Source organism: Pseudomonas sp. KBW05 (assembly GCF_003852405.1).
Lineage (GTDB): Bacteria > Pseudomonadota > Gammaproteobacteria > Pseudomonadales > Pseudomonadaceae > Aquipseudomonas.
The window spans coordinates 117,780-134,869 of sequence record NZ_QAJM01000005.1 but is presented as its reverse complement, the minus strand read 5'-3'; the positions used below and the strand labels follow the sequence as shown (position 1 = coordinate 134,869).

Below are 17,090 nucleotides of genomic sequence, written 5' to 3'. Positions count from 1 at the left end.
AACTGACCGTTCGGCTAGGTAAGCGAAGAAACAGAAACTTCCGACACCTATTTGCGGTTGCCCCTAGGAAACTCGGTCTCTAGTCTCCGTACACCGCTGCACACTCAGCGGTCGGGCGTCGCGGCCCGGTTTCCTATGGACGCTAAGCGTCATCGTCTGCTTTCAGTTGGCGCTTTTTTATCGTCTACTGTGCGGCGCTATGGCGGCTGTGCGCGGGATACCTTCGGGTATGCCGGGTTTCCTAAGGACCGGTCCGCGAACCTGCGTACAGCTGCCACCCCCATCGCGTCGCGGCGATCAATGGCAGCTCCACTTTCCTTAGGAGCTTCACAATGATCAAACCCACCCCCAATCCCCCTGTCCGTCTATTTGCCGTAGCGGATGGAATCAGTACCGAAGACCTGCTGGTCAACCTCAGCGAAACACTCGCCTCGGCCAATGCGCTGAGCTGTGAACTTGCGTTTAATCTGGAAGGAACGAAGCGAGAGGAGTTGTTGGGTGTTGCGCAGTTGATCGAACTGGCGCAGTTACTCGCGGATCGCGTGCACGATGGCGTCGGGAAGTCGCTCACCGCGTGCAGCTGACAACGCTGCTTGAATGTGGGAGCGGGCTTGCTCGCGAAGGCGTTGGATCAGTCAGCATATTCAGTGCCTGACATTCCGTATTCGCGAGCAAGCCCGCTCCCACATAGGCCAGTCTCCACAGGGGGATTGTGTTGTCAGCCGAGCAAAGCGGCAGCTCGCGCGACGATCTCGCCACGGGTCTTGCGCGACTGCGCCGTGCGCTTGTGCGCTTCCTCCAGCACAGCCTTGGGCGCCGTATCCGGACGACCCGAGTCAAACGGCGGCGCCGGCGCATATTCAATCTGCAACTGCACCAGTTGCGCCGTCGCTTCGTCGTACAGCTCCGCAGCCAAGGTCAGCGCGAAGTCGATGCCAGCGGTGATACCGCCCCCCGTCAATAGGTTGCCGTCGCGTACCACGCGTTCCTGCACGGGGATCGCGCCCAGCGGGGCGAGCATGTCGTGGTACGCCCAGTGCGTGGTGGCCTTACGTCCGCGCAGCAGGCCCGCCGCGCCCAGCACCAACGAACCCGTGCACACCGACGTCACGTACCGCGCGGTCTGCGCCTGCACCGTGAGGAAATCCAGGGTCTGCGGGTCTTCCATCAACGCGCCCACGCCGGAACCGCCCGGTACACAGATCACATCCAGCTGAGGGCAGTCGGCATAGGTCATGGTCGGGGTGAACACCAGCCCGGTGCTGGAGGTGACTGGCGCGAGGTCTTTCCACACCAGGTGCAACGTCACGTCAGGCAGCGAACCGAGGACGTCATAGGGGCCGGTCAGGTCCAGTTGCTGGATGCCGGGAAACAACACAAAGCCGATCTGCAAGGTCATGGACAGCGCTCCGAGAAAGGGGTGGACGGCTTCACTTTAGGGGCCTAGGCTTTGGCGCATACGCCATTCAGCCCACAGATCACGCCAATCATGCCGCGAATCATCCATGTTCTCGCTTTTGCCAATGCCCAGGTGCTCGATGTGACCGGGCCATTGCAGGTGTTCGCCTCCACCAATGACCTGGCGCGCCAGCGCGGCTTGCCGTTGCCTTACGCGGTCACGGTGATCGCCGCGCAAACGGCGCCGGTGATGACCTCCGCCGGCCTCGCGCTGGTGGCCGAGCCGCTGCCGGCCATCGACGCACCGTGCGACACCCTGGTGATCGCCGGCGGCTGGGGCGTGTACGACGCCGCCGACGATCCGGCACTGGTCGACTGGGTGCGGGAAAAAGCCCGGCACACGCGGCGCATGACCTCGGTGTGCACCGGCGCCTTCCTGCTGGCGGCCAGTGGTTTATTGGACGGCTGCCGCGTGGCCACCCACTGGACGCGCTGCGAAGAACTGGCGCGCAAATTCCCCGCGCTGACGGTGGAGGCCAACCCGATCTTCATCCGCCAAGGCGCGGTGTGGACCTCCGCGGGCGTCACTGCCGGCATCGACCTGTGCCTGGCGCTGGTGGAAGACGACCTGGGCAGCGAAGTGGCCCTGGAAGTGGCGCGGCACCTGGTGGTGTTCCTCAAGCGCCCGGGCGGGCAATCCCAATTCAGCGTGACCCTGTCCCTGCAAAAGGCCGACAGCCGCTTCACCGAACTCCATGCCTGGATGGCCGAAAACCTCACCCTCGACCTGAACATCCCGACCCTGGCCGCCCAGGCCGGCATGAGCGAGCGCAGCTTCGTGCGCCATTACCGCAACGAAACCGGCCAGACCCCGGCGCGGGCGGTGGAACTGATCCGCGTCGAAACCGCGCGCAGGCAATTGGCGGACAGCACGGCGTCGATCAAGCGCATTGCCGTGCAGTGTGGGTTTGGCAGTGAGGAAACCCTGCGTCGCAGTTTTTTGCGCGCGTTGTCGGTAACGCCCCAGGCCTACCGTGAACGGTTTTCGCCAGTGACCTGAAACCTCGAAAAGGAGTCGAACAACCTGTGGCGGGTTGTGGGCCGGGATTACTTGCTTGAGCCGGTTTGTCGAAGACCGATGCAATTTCCCCACGGGTCGCGTACCTGACAAATCCAATGGCCACCTTCAATCTCCATCGGCCCGCGATACAACGTTCCGCCCAGTCCCTCAAACCGGCGCAATGCATGCTGCACGTCGACTACTTCCCAGTACACCACTGATCCCGCCGCCCCTGACGCAACCTTGTCATCGGCGTTGACGATCTCGAGGGCGACGCCTGCTACATCCAAATGGCCAAAGTCATCAGGGTCATGATGAATGCGTGTCGCCAACGGAAAGGCTGCTGCGTACCACTCGGTTGCCACACGCCAGTCCGGGACGTGAATGAGGATTGAGAGGATGGGCATCAACCGAACAGACCCTCCCATCTCTGTGTTTTTCTTGGCCTGCCACTCTTGGCTCAATAACCCCAATACACCCAGATCATGCCGCTGGCTACTCCAGAACCCAGCCTCGCGCAACGTCCCTTCGGCTTTGAAACCCATTCGCTCCAACAACTTGAGCGACGCGGTATTTTGCGGATGCACCCAGGCTTCCACGCGATGCAATTTCATCTGTTCAAAACCCCAGTCGAGCATCGCCTGCAAGGCCTCGTGCATCAACCCTCGGCCACGCGCGCCGGGCGCTAGTTCACAAGCGAGAGCGCAACTGTTCCAGCTCTGGTTCCACTTGAACAGGCCACAACTGCCGATCAGTTTTCCATCGTATTCGATCCCCCAGCGTGTGCCGGGGTTGGGTTGGCTGCGCCAGTGCGCGAAGGTTTCGATCAGGGCTTCGGCCTGGGCAAGCTCGGTCATCGCGTCGGCGCCGAACCAACGCATGCTGTCGGCATTGCGGTGGATGTCGAACACTGCCGGTGCGTCGCTTGCCACCAGTTCACGCAGGCATAGGCGTTGGGTGTGTAGCGTTGGGAAAGAGCTCATGGTGTGGTTGTCGCTAAAACCTGCTCACGATCCACCACCTTGCCAAAGTGATGCCGCCACAATTCCACCCCCAACTGCCCCGACCGATCCAACGACGAGCCAACGGTCAAGTCGCTGATCAACGTCGGCTGCAACCCCGCATCAAACAGGGCAAACCCCGCCGCCAGCACGCAGGTGTCGGTTTGTATGCCACACACCAACACACGCGCCGGCGCCAGGCTTTTGAGGTATGCAATCGTCTCGGGCGTGGGCGCATAGCCGTGCTTGATGAATATGCGATCTGCCGCGATCAGGCTGTCGTCATCCGGTGCCGGTTGCCAGCCGAGCTGGCGGGCAAAAGGGGTAACGCTTTCGTCGTGGCGCTCGACAGTGGCCACCGACGGCAGGCGGCCGAGCAGGGCGTTGATGCCGTCCACCAGCCACGCCGGTGGATTGAAGGACGGTTGCACGTCGATGATCAGCAGTACCTGGCGCATGGGGTTCCTGTCCGTAGCCGAGGGGCCGGTCATTGTGCCTCAGGGCTGCCAGGTCGTCTTCTCCCCGCTGAGCTTGCGGTCGAGGAACGTCGCCGCGCTGATCAACGCCAGATGGCTCAAGGCCTGGGGCGTGTTGCCCAGGTGACGGGCCTGGCTGTCGAACTCTTCGGCGTACAGCCCCAACGGGTTGGCGTAGCGCAGCAGTTGTTCGAATTCCAGGTGGGCTTTTTCCACTTGGCCGGCGCGGGCCAGGCATTCCACGTACCAGAATGAGCACGCGGCAAACGCGCCTTCGGTGCCTTGCAAGCCGTCGATCTGGCTGTCGTCGTTGCGGTAACGGTAGACCATGCCGTCACGCACCAGGCTTTTCTGGATGGCTTCAAGGGTCGACAACCAACGCGGATCGGTGGCCGCGACGAAGCGCACCAGCGGCATCAACAGCATCGAACCGTCGAGGGCGGTGCCGCCGATATGCTGCACAAAATGCCCGCGTTCTGCGTTCCAGAAGTTGCTCCAGATGTCGGCGTAGATCGCCTGGCGCGCCTGGTCCCAACGGGCGAACGGCGCCGGCAGCGAGCGCTTCGACGCCAGGCGGATGGCGCGGTCCAGCGCGACCCAGCACATTAGTCGCGAATGCAGGAAGTGATGTTGCTCGCCACGCATTTCCCAGATGCCCACGTCTTCGCTGTTCCAGATTTCACAGACCTGATCGGCGACTTCCACCGTGTGTTGCCAGCCGTCATGGGAGATGGCTTCGCCGTACTTGTTGACCAGGTACACCGCGTCCATCAGTTCGCCGTAGATATCCAGCTGGATCTGCCCGACGGCCCCATTGCCAATGCGCACGGGCTTGGCGCCGCCATGGCCGGCGAGGTGCGCCAGTTCGGTTTCCGGCAGTTCCTGGCGACCGTCGATACCATAGAGGATGTTGATCTTCATCGGCTGGCCGCAGCAGTCACTGACCCGCCCTTTGAGCCAGCGCATATAGGCGTTGGCCTCCTCGACAAAACCCAGGCGCATGAACGCGTAGACGGTAAACGAAGCGTCGCGGATCCAGGTGTAGCGGTAATCCCAGTTGCGCTCGCCGCCGGGTGCTTCCGGCAGGCCGAAGGTGGCGGCGGCGATGATTGCGCCGTGTTTGCGTGAGGTCAAAAGCTTTAACGCCAGTGCTGAGCGATTGACCATTTCGCGCCAGCGCCCACGGTAATTCGACTGCGCGATCCAGCCGCGCCAGTATTTCAAGGTGTGGGCCAGGGCGAGGTCGGTACAGCGGCTGTCTACCCGGTCGTCATCCAAACCGCCGAGGACAAAGTCGGCGCCTTCATCCTGGTTCAGGGTGAAACGGGCGACCGCTGCGCCGTCGTCGATCAGCAGCGGCTGGCTGCCGGACAAGCGCAGGCCGGGCTGGCCGTCGGCGTTGAAACACACCGTGCCGTTATCGAGCGCGACGTGGGTCGGCGCGCGCGCGTAGTCATGGCGTACGGCGCAGCGCAGGTGGATATCGGCCTTGCCGCTGACCACCCGCACACGGCGAACCAGCAAGGGCAGGTCGTCGATTTCATCGCTGATAACCAGTAGGTCGGTGATTTCTACCACCGCTGCATCGCTGAGCCAGCGGGTTTGCAGCACGTTGGTGTCGGGCAGGTAGATCTGCTCGCGGCGGGCGTTGTTGGGCAGGTCCGGCGTGAGCTGGAAAATACCGGCGTCGGGGCTGTCCAGCAGGGCGCAGAAGATCGACGGGCTGTCGAACTCCGGCCAGCAGAAGAAGTCGATGCTGCCTTTGTCGTTGACCAGGGCCGCACTGCGCATGTCGCCGATGATGCCGTGGGCGTCGATGGTGCTTTGGGGTTCGTTGTTCAACTCAACCATTGCCACGAAACTCCGGGTAAAGGCTCATGCCGCCATCAATGAACAGGGTGGTGCCGACTACATAGTCGGAGGCGTCGCTGGCCAGCCAGACTACGGCGTTGGCCACGTCTTCCACGTCGCCGACACGGCCGTAGGGGATCAGCTTCAGCAGTTCTTTTTCCGCTGCGCCCTCGGTGGCGGCCCGATTGATCGGCGTGCGGATCGCTCCTGGTGCAATGCCGTTGATACGGATGCGCTGCTCGCTGACTTCCTGGGCGAGGGTGCGCATCAACATCTCGACGCCGCCTTTGGAGGCGGCGTAATTGACATGCCCGGCCCAGGGAATGAGTTGGTGCACCGAACTCATGTGGATGATTTTCCCCGCCGCCCGCGACACGCCTTCACGCACGCCTTGGCGATTGAAGATACGCACGGCCGCGCGGGCGCAGAGGAACTGGCCGGTGAGGTTGACGCCGATCACCGTGTTCCAGTCGTCGAGGCTCATGTCCACCAGGTTGGCGTCTTTTTGCAGGCCGGAGTTGGCGACCAGAATGTCGAGGTGGCCAAAGGCGTCGAGGGTCTGGGCGAACAGGCGTTCCACGTCCGCCTCCTTGGACACATCGCCGCCGATGGCAATCGCCCGGCCACCGTTGGCGTTGATCTGTGCCGCGAGGGCTTCGGCGGGGGCCGCCTGGGCGTTGTAATTGAGCACCACCGCCGCGCCGGCGTCGGCCAGGGCCCTGGCGGCACCTGCGCCGATACCGGAGCTGGCGCCGGTGACCAGGGCGACTTGTTGCTGCAACGAGAGAAGCATGGGCCAAGCACCATTGTCCGAGGGTTCAGTTAGCTGACTGGTGGGGCGAGACGGAAGTTCAGCGTGTGTGTCAGGTCGAAGATCGCTATCGAGGGTAAGCGAACTGTCATTTCTGACAGTAGACGATGGGTAGTTCTCACCGGAAGCTGTCATCAAACGAGTCAGCACAGGACCGCCAGGGTGCGAATGATCTTTGTGTGTTGCGTGCTGTTGTGTCAGACCACTTCTGAAGTCCTGGCGCAATTGCCCGTCGCCAAGGCTGCTTTTATAGAACGTTTGCTAGGGCAGATGACGACGGCTGAAAAGGTCGGTCAACTCAATCTGGTTTATTTGAACCCTCAGGCGCCGAGTCCTGAGCTGCTCAGCAATATTGCCCAAGGTTTGGTCGGTGGTGCTTTCGTCGTGGTACCCCCCACCCAGGGTGGCGTGTTGCAGCGTGTCGCGGTGCAAGAGAGTCGTTTGGGGATCCCGCTGTTTTTCAGTTCCGACGTGATTCATGGTTATCACACGGTCTTTCCCATCAGTCTCGGTCTTGCTGCAAGTTGGGATTTGTCAGCCGTTGCGCTTGTCGCCAGGACTGGGGGCGAGGAAGCCAGTGCCGAAGGGCTGCATCTGACCTACGGCCCCATGCTGGACATTACGCGTGATCCACGTTGGGGGCGGGTATCGGAAGGCTATGGTGAAGACCCTTACCTGGTCTCCCAGATTGCTCGGGTCATGGTCAGGGCATACCAGGGTGAGAGCCTGCGTACGCCAGGCAGCATTATGGCGGGGGTAAAGCATGTCGCCTTGTATGGAGCCGTCGAGGGCGGGCGGGATTACAACAGTGTCGATATGAGCGTCGCGCAGATGAATCAATATTACTTTCCTCCTTATCGTGCTGCAGTCGAGGCGGGTGCTGGAGTTGCCATGCTTGCGTTCAATACGATCAATGGCGTTCCAGGTGTTGCCAACCCTTGGCTAATCAAGGAGGTATTACGCGGTGAATGGGGGTTTGAGGGCGTCACCCTCAGTGATTACGGTGCCATTGGTCAGCTCATCGATCATGGTGTGGCCCGGAATGCCCGGCAGGCCGCGGCGCTGGCACTCGAGTCGGGTGTGGAGATGGCGCTGGAAGAAAGAAACTATGTAAAAGAATTGGTGGGGTTAATTGAGTCAAACGAGGTTGAGGGTGCTCATTTGGATGCGGCTGTCCGTCATGTGCTGGGGATGAAATATGATATGGGCTTATTTGATGATCCCTACCGCAACCTCAATACCTTGTCGAACGCGCCAGTCGAACAACAAACACAACGGGATGCGGCGCGCTCGGTCGCTCAGAAGACTTTCGTGTTGTTGAAAAACGCGTCTCAGGTACTGCCCTTGAGCAAGAAGGGGCGCATTGCCTTGATTGGCCCTTTGGCCAAAAGCCGCCGGGACTTGTTGGGTAGCTATTGTGGGATTTGCTCTGAAACAAACGTCATTAGTATTTATGACGGGATGGCGAATGCGCTTGAAGGCAAGGCGACCTTGTCGTACGCCAGAGGCGCTAATGTGACAGTCGATGGAGCGATGCTTGCACGTTTCGTGCAGTACCAATCGCCTCTTGAGCATGATCTGCGCTCGCCCGATGAGTTATTGAGAGAAGCGCTTGAGGTGGCGCGCGCTGCTGACGTCATTGTCGTGACGGTTGGGGAGGCCTGGAATATGAATGATGAGGGCGTCAGTCGTGCGCACATTGATCTTCCCTCGAGCCAAAAAGTATTACTGCGACGGTTGAAGGCACTGGGCAAGCCTTTAATCGTTGTGCTGGTGAATGGCCGGCCTTTGGACCTCACGCAAGAGCATGAACTGGCCGATGCGTTGCTCGAAACCTGGTTCAGTGGTGCCCAAGGCGGCAATGCCGTTGCAGATGTTCTGTTTGGCGATGTGAACCCATCGGGCAAGCTGCCAATGACATTTCCTCGATCGGTCGGGCAGATTCCTATTTATTACAATCACCTGAATACCGGGCGAGCGTTCACGCCCGACTCCCCACATAAATACATGAGCCAATACATCGACGAACAGGACGGCCCCCTGTATCCCTTCGGTTATGGCTTGAGTTACACCCGTTTCGAGCTGTCGGACCTGCAATTGTCTGCACCCACCCTCTTGCGAAGCGAGACACTCAAGGCCAGCGTTGAACTGGCCAACACCGGCAAGCGCGATGGCGAAACCGTGGTCCAGCTGTATATCCGCGATCCGGTGGCGTCCATCAGTCGTCCGGTCAAGGAGCTCAAGGGCTTCCAGAAAATCATGCTCAAGGCAGGGGAGCGTCGACGAATCGAGTTCATCGTGGGTGAAGAGGACCTGAAGTTCTATGACGCGCAATTGCGACACGTCGCCGAGCCCGGTGAGTTCAGGGTGCAGGTTGGGTTGGATTCTCGGGATGTCATTGAACAGCGCTTCGAATTGCGCTGACTCGACGGGAAGCAATTGCCCGACTTAATAGGAAGCATTACTATTCACGCCCCGCCTCCCCAGTGCCTCCGCGATGATTCCCCAGCCGCCCCGCAGAACAGGCTTTTTCGAGTATTACGAAGAGTTGATCGGCACCTGGACGCGCCGCCTGAGAAACCGTCAGCAGGCCGAAGACTTGGCACACGACACCTTTGTGCGAGTGCTGGAGGCCCGTTCCACTGAGGTTGAGCAACCGCGCGCCTATCTGCATCAGACCGCGCGCAATATCGCGGTGGACGCCCATCGCCGCGAAGATCGGCGCGAGGCATTGGGGTTGGACGCCTTTGAGCAGAGTTCGCCCCACAGTGGCGACCCGGAGCATTTCATGCACGCGATCCAGTTGGCGGATTCCATCGAGCGGGCCCTGGCGGAGCTGCCGCTCAACTGCCGCAGGATTTTCATCTGGCAGAAAATCGAAGGCCTCACCCAGCAGGAAATCGCCGAACGCCTGGGCTTGTCCAAGAACATGGTGGAAAAGTATATGATCCGCACCCTGCGGCATCTGCGTGACCGCCTGGACGCGCTGGCCCCATGAACCAAGGATCTTCCATGATGGATAACCGTGCCCGAGACGAGGCCGCGCAATGGTTTGTGCGCCTGCAAGACGCCGAGCTGAGCGCCGCCGAGCGCCAGCAGTTCGAGGCGTGGCGCCAAGAGCATCCCGCCCACCAATACGAATTCGATGTGCTGCGCGGCATGTGGAGCGCCGCCGACCTGCTGCCCAAGGCGCGCCTGCAGGCGCTGTGCGAGGCGCCGGCCGAGCGTCCCAAGCGCCGCGTGGTGTTGCGTTATGCGGTGGCTGCCAGTGTGGTGGCCGTTGCCATTGGCCTGGGCGTGTTCAGCATTCAACCAAAGCCCTACAGCGCCGAGTTCAGCACGCGGTTGGGCGAACATCGCCAGGTGACCTTGCCCGACGGCTCGATGATGGAGTTGAACAGCCGCAGCATGGTCGCGGTGCATTTCGAGAAAGGCCGGCGTGACGTGGTGCTCAAGCGGGGCGAGGCGATGTTCAGCGTCGAACATGACACCAGCCGCCCGTTTGTGGTCGCCGCCGGCGCCGGGCAAGTCACCGTGACCGGCACCCGGTTTGACGTGCGCCGCGACGATGACCAGACACGCGTGGTGGTCGAGGCCGGAACCGTCAAGGTGCAAGGGCATGCAGCCGATGCCATCGTCACCCTCACGGCGGGGCGCGGCACGCACATCGACGGCCAGGGCAACGTGGTGCCAGCCTACGCGGTGAATACCGAAGAGCTGACCGCCTGGCGCACCGGTAAACTGGTATTCAACAACGCCACCTTGGGTGAGGTGGCGCGGGAAGTCTCACGCTACCGCGAGCAGCCGCTGCGCGTTGGCTCGGCTGTGGTGGGTAACCTGCGGCTGACCAGCGTGTTCAAGTCCAATGACACCGAGGCCTTGCTCAAGGCCTTGCCACACATCCTGCCGGTGGCCGTGCGCGCCTTGCCGGACGGTAGCCAGGAAATTATTTCACGCTGACATTCAGGTTTTTTCTGCGCTCGTCGTCTTCTCCTGCAACTGCAACTGGTTTTCATTAACGGCCGCACTTGCTTGCGATCACAGGACTCGATTCGACGTGAAAAAACTTGCTCGCCACAACAATAAAATCTCCCGCTGGGCGCCGCTGGCCCTGGCACTGGCCGTCAGCACCGCGACGTACGCCGCCGACGCCATCCATATCCAGGCCCAGCCGCTGGGTACGGCGCTGAGCCAGTTGGGCCAGCAGACCTCCCTCCAAGTGTTCTTCAGCCCGGACATGGTCGCCGGCAAACAAGCCCCGGCGGTGGACGGCAACCTCTCGCCGGAACAGGCCCTGCGCCAGCTGCTGCAAGGCAGCGGCCTGGACTACCAGATCGACGCCGGCTCGGTGACGCTGCGCCCGCTGAGCAGCGGCACCGGTGAAGCGGGCTCGCCGTTGGAGCTGGGCACCACTGACATCAAGGTGGTCGGCGACTGGCTCGGCGATGCCAATGCCGAAGTGGTGCAGAACCACCCCGGCGCGCGTACGGTGATCCGCCGTGAGGCCATGGTGGAGCAGGGCGCGATGAACGTCGGCGACGTGTTGCGCCGTGTGCCGGGCGTGCAGGTGCAGGAGTCCAACGGCACCGGCGGTAGCGATATTTCCCTCAACGTCGGCGTGCGTGGTCTTACTTCGCGCTTGTCGCCACGTTCCACGGTGCTGATCGATGGCGTACCGGCGGCGTTCGCCCCGTATGGCCAGCCGCAGCTGTCGATGGCACCGATTTCCGCTGGCAACCTGGACAGCATTGACGTGGTGCGGGGTGCCGGTTCCGTGCGTTACGGGCCGCAAAACGTCGGCGGCGTGATCAACTTCGTCACCCGCGCCATCCCGGAGAAGTTCTCCGGTGAAGTCGGCACCACCCTGGAAACTTCGGCCCATGGCGGCTGGAAACATCTGGACAACGCCTTTCTCGGCGGTACCGCAGACAACGGCATCGGCGCCGCACTGCTGTACTCCGGGGTCAAGGGCGACGGCTATCGCAACAGCAACAATTCCAATGACATCAATGACGTGATCCTCAAGACCCACTGGGCGCCGACCGATCAAGACGATTTCTCGCTCAACTTCCACTATTACGACGCCACCGCCGACATGCCTGGCGGCCTGACCCAGAAGCAATTCGACGCCAACCCCTACCAATCGGTGCGCGACTGGGACAACTTCACCGGGCGCCGCAAGGATGTGTCCTTCAAGTACATCCGGCAGATCGACGACCGCACCCAGGCCGAAGTGCTGACGTACTATTCCGACAGCTTCCGTGGCAGCAATATCGCCAACCGCGACTTGCTCACCCTGGGCTCGTACCCGCGCACTTACTACACCTTTGGCATCGAGCCGCGGGTGAGCCATGTGTTTGATGTGGGCCCGAGCACCCAGGAAGTCAGCGTCGGTTATCGCTACCTCAAGGAAGGCATGCACGAGCAAGCCACCAGCCTCAACCTGGTCAACAACGTGCCCACCCCTGGCGGGCGCAGCGATGGTCATGTCTACCAGGACCGCACGGGCGGCACCGAGGCCAATGCGTTCTATGTCGATAACAAGATCGACATCGGCAAGTGGACCATCACCCCAGGCATTCGCTTCGAAGACATCCGTACCGAATGGCACGACCGCCCGGTGGTCCCGCTGACCGGCCCGCGCACCCTGGAAAAACGCCGCGAGGTGCACAACAACGAGCCGCTGCCAGCCTTGAGCGTGATGTACCACGTCTCCGATGCGTGGAAACTGTTTGCCAACTACGAAACCTCCTTCGGCAGCCTGCAATATTTCCAGCTAGGGCAGGGCGGTTCGGGTGATCAGACCGCCAGCGGCCTGAACCCGGAAAAAGCCAAGACTTACGAGGTGGGCACGCGCTACAACGACAGCGTGTGGGGTGGCGAAGTGACGCTGTTCTACATCGATTTCTCGGATGAGCTGCAATACGTCAGCAATGCGGTGGGCTGGACCAACCTCGGCGCGACCAAGCACACCGGTATCGAAGCCTCGGCCCACTACGACCTGTCGAACCTCGACCCGCGGCTGGACGGCCTGAGCGCCAACGCCGGTTTCACCTACACCAAGGCCACCGCCGAAGGCGATGTGGCGTTCAAGGGACGTGACCTGCCGCTGTATTCCCGTGAAGTGGCAACCCTGGGCCTGCGTTATGACGTCAATCACTGGACCCACAACCTGGACGTCTACGCCCAGTCCGGCCAGCGCGCGCCGGGCACGGGTACCACCTACATCACCCAAGGCACTGCCGATGGCCAATACGGTGATATTCCGGGCTATGTCTCGGTCAACGTGCGCAGTGGCTATGACTTTGGCGAGCAGCTGTCGAACCTGAAGCTGGGCGTGGGGGTGAAAAACCTGTTCGACCAGCAGCACTACACCCGTTCCAGCGACAACAATGCCGGGTTGTACCTGGGCGAGCCGCGTACGTTCTTTGTACAGGCAAGCGTCGGGTTCTGATCCATAACGGATAGGAAAAATCGCAGCTCAAGGGCTGCGATTTTTTTTGGGGTTTTCCTACGCTTTCATACGACCGCCGGCTGCCTGCATAGGAACCGATTCCGACAAGAGCACCACACAGAGGGATACCTGATTTGCCTGGACATTTGTTGGGTACGCAGGTTCACGACTTAACCTTCTCGCACTGGAGCCATCTATGTCGATATCGACCCTTGATTCACCTGTACCGTCATCATCCACCCTCGATACTTCGCCACACACACCGCAGGCCAAGCGCGCGGCGCCTTCCACGCCCTCTTCAGAGGGAAAAAACCAGGCGAATGTGAACTTCAACTCGCGAGAACAAGCGTCCGGCCCGGTATTTGGCGATCACCAGCCGCCGGTCAATCGAGGTGGCGATCACCATCACGCGCCCCACAACCACAACCCTTTGGCGATGGCGAGTGTGGCACGCCATCCAACTTTCCTGGAACAGTTCAAGCAGTGGGTGAGCCAATGGTTTGGCGGTTGCCGCCCGCCTGCCTGCCCTCCCTGCAACAGTGCGCCGCCCCGGCCACACCCAACGATCGGCCGGCCTCACCCGAAGCCGGATTACTCAATGCAGAGTCATGAGCAGTTGACGCAGGCACTGCTGGATAATTTCAAAGCGTTCACGGGGTCTGCCCATGCGAAGCACATGACCACCCGCGACATCAGGGCAATGGCCAACAGGCAGCCAGGCAATGATCCCGTCATGAATAACAATATTCGCTTGGCCAAAGAGCTTCTGAACCGCCCCGACTTGATGCAGGCCCTGGACCGCAATAGCGGAACGGGAGCGACAGACAACCGGTTCAGCAAGCAAGATCTGCGCGACGCCCTCAATGACACGAACTATTTCAGATACCAGAGTGACAAGGAGATCGCCGGGGAGATTCTCAGCCATTTCGATGACTTGGCGCGGCGCTGGGGCGGAAAAATCAGCATCAAAGATTTGAAAAAACTCGCTAGCCAGCCGCTGACGGGAGACTCGCCCAAAGATCACCTCATCCAGTTGGCCCAGGAACTTCTCAGCCGCGGCAACTTGTTGAATGCGATGGACCGCAATGGCGATGGGAAGCTGAGTGAGTGGGAAATCAAGCGCTTATCCCGCTGATTGAAAAGCTGGTGGCGTGGGGCTCCGTGAGTTTTCTTGCGGCGCTTCATGCCCTGAGATAAATGTGTCAGGAACCATTTCCAGCGGGGCGCCACTCACGTCATACAACCTCGGCGACTCTGATGGTACGGGTCGCTTTCAGGAACCGAGTCAGGGGGCCAGACATGACTACAACTTCATTTCAATCTCGCCAAGGGTGTTTTCCACATGCCTTTTCGGGTTCAGAGTCGACGCTGGACGATGCCGGAGCATCCGCAGACCCCCCCCGCAGCGCGTCGGCAAACGGTTACGCTGCTCAAGCCTTGCGTATGAAAGCCTTTGCCGCTCAACGGCAATTTCAGGCGCCGGTCGCCGATGATTTTGCCCGGGGCATGCTGGCGCCAGGGCAGGGGAGCGGTACCGCGGCCTCACCCTTGCGACACATCGTCAGTGCCTTGGCTGTGTTGGTCGCGGGTCTGGGCCTGCAAAAGGCCGGCTGATCAGGGGGCCGCCTTTTTTACATACTGTCATTGGTATTGCGCGCAGATTTGGAACTGCCGTGCCCTGCTCACCACAGAGGTTTGCTTGCATTCAACGAATCAAGTGTGGATCTGAGAAAAGTGGGAGAAGACGCATGACAATCGATGGCGCACTACATCACGCACGGCCAGCGGTGCTGGCAGATACGGACCTGCGATCCCCTGAGCGTACATCGGCTATCCATCATGATGCCTGGAGCGAACCCCATCATGCACCCCGGCCTCGCCCGGATAACCTGCCCAGGCGGCCGATGCTGTTACGCGGTGGCGTGTCGGGCCTGCAACACCGCGCCTTGCAGAACCCGCCCGTTACGCGTGCGAGCCTGTTGCCACCAGACGTCAACACCAAAGATAGCCAACTGGCCGAAACGCTGCGGGAAAGCTTCGGTTTGTTGCACCCCTTCCTGAAGGACGGGCGGCTGACGCTGTCAGCCTTGCGTCAAGTCGCAGAAGCTACGATGGGCGACAACGATAAACTGGACGGCGTGATTCTGGCGGCCCGGGAGATCAACAACCGCCCGCCCTTGAGAGATGCAATATTGAGTATCGACGGCGACATCACCCGTGACAGCCTGGCGGGCGCCGCCACTGCTTTGCAGGGCAACAGCTCGCCGAGTGCATTCAGCCAAGACCCATTCCATGCGCAAGATAACGCCCATGTCGTCAAGGCTTTTCAGGGCTTGTTCGAGCAGTTGCGTGACCAGACAAGGGATCGGGCCTTCTTTTTTGACAAGCACCAGTACGTGGAGGTCGCCGGGCTCAGGGCTGTGATGCGCGACCCCGACGCTGTCGACCCACACGGCCAGCCGCAGCGGGACCCTGCCACCGGCTTGCCCGGCAAGCAGTACAGCGAACTCAGTGTGTACACGGCGAAGAACATCATCGAGCGCCCGGGCCTGTCGCGCTCATTGGAGCGTGCCAGTGGCACGCGGATGTTCGGCCCGGCCCACCAGGAAGGCTGGATCAGCAACAAGGGTGTGGAGCGCTGGCTTGAGCAGGACAAGGCGCACAAAGCCAGGTAATCCCTGGCCCTGTAGTTGGGTTACACCTTGAGGATTTTGCCGCTGATGGCGACACCGGCGAGCAACAGCGCAATCAGCACAAAGGCGGTGCTCAGGCTGCTGCCATGGGCGATAAAGCCGATGACTGCAGGCCCCGCAAGAATACCGGCGTAGCCCAGGGTGGTGATGGCCGGCACGGCGATATGTTCCGGCATCACCGTTTGCTTGCCGACGGCGCTGTACAGCACCGGCACAATGTTCGAGCAACCGGCGCCGACCAACGCGTAGCCGAGCAGCGCGGTTTGCCACGCGGGGAACAGGGTGGCCAATAACATGCCCGCCGTGGCCAGCGCGCCGCCGATCACGATCACGCGGGTGGCGCCCAGGCGGCGCACAATGGCATCACCGGTCAAGCGCCCGGCGGTCATGGTCAAGGCGAACGCGGCGTAGCCAAGGCCGGCGTAGGCTTCGTCGAGGCCACGTTCGGCGCTGAGGAACACGGCGCTCCAGTCGAGCACGGCGCCTTCGGCGAGAAACACGATGAAGCACAGGCAGCCGATAAACAGCACCACGCCATGGGGCACGGCAAACGCCGGCCCCGCGCTTTCACTGCCGTAGGGCAACAGGTGCGGCCCGGCCTTGAGCAAGGCCACGAGCATGATCACGACCACCATCAGGGTCGCCTGCAAAGGCGTAAAGCCCAGCCCCAGCAACCCGGCAACACCGGCGGCGCCCACAATCCCACCCAGGCTGAACAGGCCATGAAAGCCCGACATCATGGTTTTGCCGCTGGCCCGTTCGACGATCACGGCTTGCAGGTTGACCGTCGAGTCCACCGTGCCCAGGCCTGCGCCAAACAGGAACAACCCAAGGATCAGCCACGGGATCGAACTGACGGTGGCCAGCATCGGCAAGGCCAGGCAGATCAGGATCGTGCCGGCGCTCAGCACACGCCGACAGCCATAGCGTGACGCCAATGCGCCGGCCACCGGCATGGCGATGATCGAGCCCACCCCCAGGCACAGTAGCAACAGGCCCAGCGTGCCTTCGTTCAACTGCGCCCGCGCCTTGGCGTAGGGCACCAGCGGGGCCCAGGCCGCGATGCCGAAACCGGCGATGAAAAATGCGATGCGGGTGGACATTTGCTCCAGCCGCCCGGGAATCACGGGCGCAGGGGTGGGGATGGCGGTCATGGAAAATCCTTGGTTTTTGCGTTCAACGAACGGTGTCCGGCGCGACATCCTTGCACATCAGGCCGTGGTGAGCGAGTCGGGTTCCCGTAGAGGTGGCAGCGGTGAATTTTATTTTTACAAACCGGGAACGCTTTAAGTGTTACTCGCCACGTAAGGAGTGTCGGCGCTAGCGGAGGCGGTCTGGAAGGTGCG

14 protein-coding genes are annotated in these 17,090 nt (G+C 61.3%); 8 read left to right on the top strand and 6 right to left on the bottom strand.

Annotated features, from left to right (window positions below; translation table 11 throughout):
• Positions 1-332 precede the first annotated feature (332 nt).
• Positions 333-584, top strand: a complete 252-nt coding sequence (locus DBR46_RS04810) for a DUF6124 family protein (RefSeq protein WP_124525222.1) — start codon at positions 333-335, stop codon at positions 582-584.
• Positions 585-718: 134 nt separating this feature from the next.
• Here the strand turns inward: DBR46_RS04810 and inhA are convergent, their stop codons facing one another.
• A complete protein-coding gene (gene inhA / locus DBR46_RS04805) occupies positions 719-1,399 on the bottom strand; it encodes an isonitrile hydratase (protein WP_124525221.1) in 681 nt (226 codons plus the stop codon).
• 90 nt (positions 1,400-1,489) lie between these two features.
• On the opposite strand from inhA, the gene DBR46_RS04800 reads away from it, so the two are divergent.
• A complete protein-coding gene (locus DBR46_RS04800) occupies positions 1,490-2,458 on the top strand; it encodes a GlxA family transcriptional regulator (protein ID WP_124525220.1) in 969 nt (322 codons plus the stop codon).
• Between the two features lie 47 nt (positions 2,459-2,505).
• On the opposite strand, the gene DBR46_RS30480 is transcribed toward DBR46_RS04800, so the two are convergent.
• Genes DBR46_RS30480 through DBR46_RS04775 form a run of 4 tightly spaced genes read right to left on the bottom strand, consistent with a single transcriptional unit; the run spans position 2,506 to position 6,579 of the window.
• Complete coding sequence (locus DBR46_RS30480; protein ID WP_256659223.1) at positions 2,506-3,441, bottom strand: GNAT family N-acetyltransferase; 936 nt, start codon at positions 3,439-3,441, stop codon at positions 2,506-2,508.
• Complete coding sequence (locus tag DBR46_RS04785; RefSeq protein WP_124525219.1) at positions 3,438-3,917, bottom strand: cysteine hydrolase family protein; 480 nt, start codon at positions 3,915-3,917, stop codon at positions 3,438-3,440. Before DBR46_RS04785 ends, DBR46_RS30480 begins: the two co-directional genes overlap by 4 nt.
• 39 nt (positions 3,918-3,956) lie before the next feature.
• Complete coding sequence (locus tag DBR46_RS04780; protein ID WP_124525218.1) at positions 3,957-5,786, bottom strand: glycoside hydrolase family 15 protein; 1,830 nt, start codon at positions 5,784-5,786, stop codon at positions 3,957-3,959.
• On the bottom strand, positions 5,779-6,579 hold the full coding sequence (locus DBR46_RS04775) for a glucose 1-dehydrogenase (RefSeq protein ID WP_124525217.1): 801 nt from the start codon (positions 6,577-6,579) through the stop codon (positions 5,779-5,781). Before DBR46_RS04775 ends, DBR46_RS04780 begins: the two co-directional genes overlap by 8 nt.
• A 186-nt stretch (positions 6,580-6,765) precedes the next feature.
• Between DBR46_RS04775 and bglX the strand changes: the two genes are divergently transcribed.
• The 6 genes from bglX to DBR46_RS04740 all read left to right on the top strand — a co-directional run bounded on the left by bglX (position 6,766) and on the right by DBR46_RS04740 (position 15,726).
• Positions 6,766-9,021 (top strand): beta-glucosidase BglX, encoded by a 2,256-nt coding sequence (bglX, locus tag DBR46_RS04770; protein WP_124525227.1) that lies wholly within the window; start codon positions 6,766-6,768, stop codon positions 9,019-9,021.
• 73 nt (positions 9,022-9,094) lie between these two features.
• Entirely contained in the window at positions 9,095-9,595 is a 501-nt protein-coding gene (locus DBR46_RS04765) for a sigma-70 family RNA polymerase sigma factor (protein WP_124525216.1), read from the top strand.
• A gap of 14 nt (positions 9,596-9,609) precedes the next feature.
• A complete protein-coding gene (locus DBR46_RS04760; protein ID WP_124525215.1) occupies positions 9,610-10,557 on the top strand; it encodes a FecR family protein in 948 nt (315 codons plus the stop codon).
• Between the two features lie 97 nt (positions 10,558-10,654).
• Complete coding sequence (locus DBR46_RS04755) at positions 10,655-13,051, top strand: TonB-dependent receptor (protein ID WP_124525214.1); 2,397 nt, start codon at positions 10,655-10,657, stop codon at positions 13,049-13,051.
• Positions 13,052-13,247: 196 nt separating this feature from the next.
• Entirely contained in the window at positions 13,248-14,186 is a 939-nt protein-coding gene (locus DBR46_RS30285; RefSeq protein WP_177413997.1) for an EF-hand domain-containing protein, read from the top strand.
• A 769-nt stretch (positions 14,187-14,955) separates the two neighbouring features.
• Positions 14,956-15,726, top strand: coding sequence for a type III secretion protein (locus tag DBR46_RS04740; protein ID WP_256659222.1), 771 nt, complete (start codon positions 14,956-14,958; stop codon positions 15,724-15,726).
• Between the two features lie 20 nt (positions 15,727-15,746).
• Here DBR46_RS04740 and DBR46_RS04735 read toward each other — a convergent pair whose 3' ends face one another.
• Complete coding sequence (locus tag DBR46_RS04735; protein ID WP_124525212.1) at positions 15,747-16,898, bottom strand: MFS transporter; 1,152 nt, start codon at positions 16,896-16,898, stop codon at positions 15,747-15,749.
• Positions 16,899-17,090: the final 192 nt, after the last annotated feature.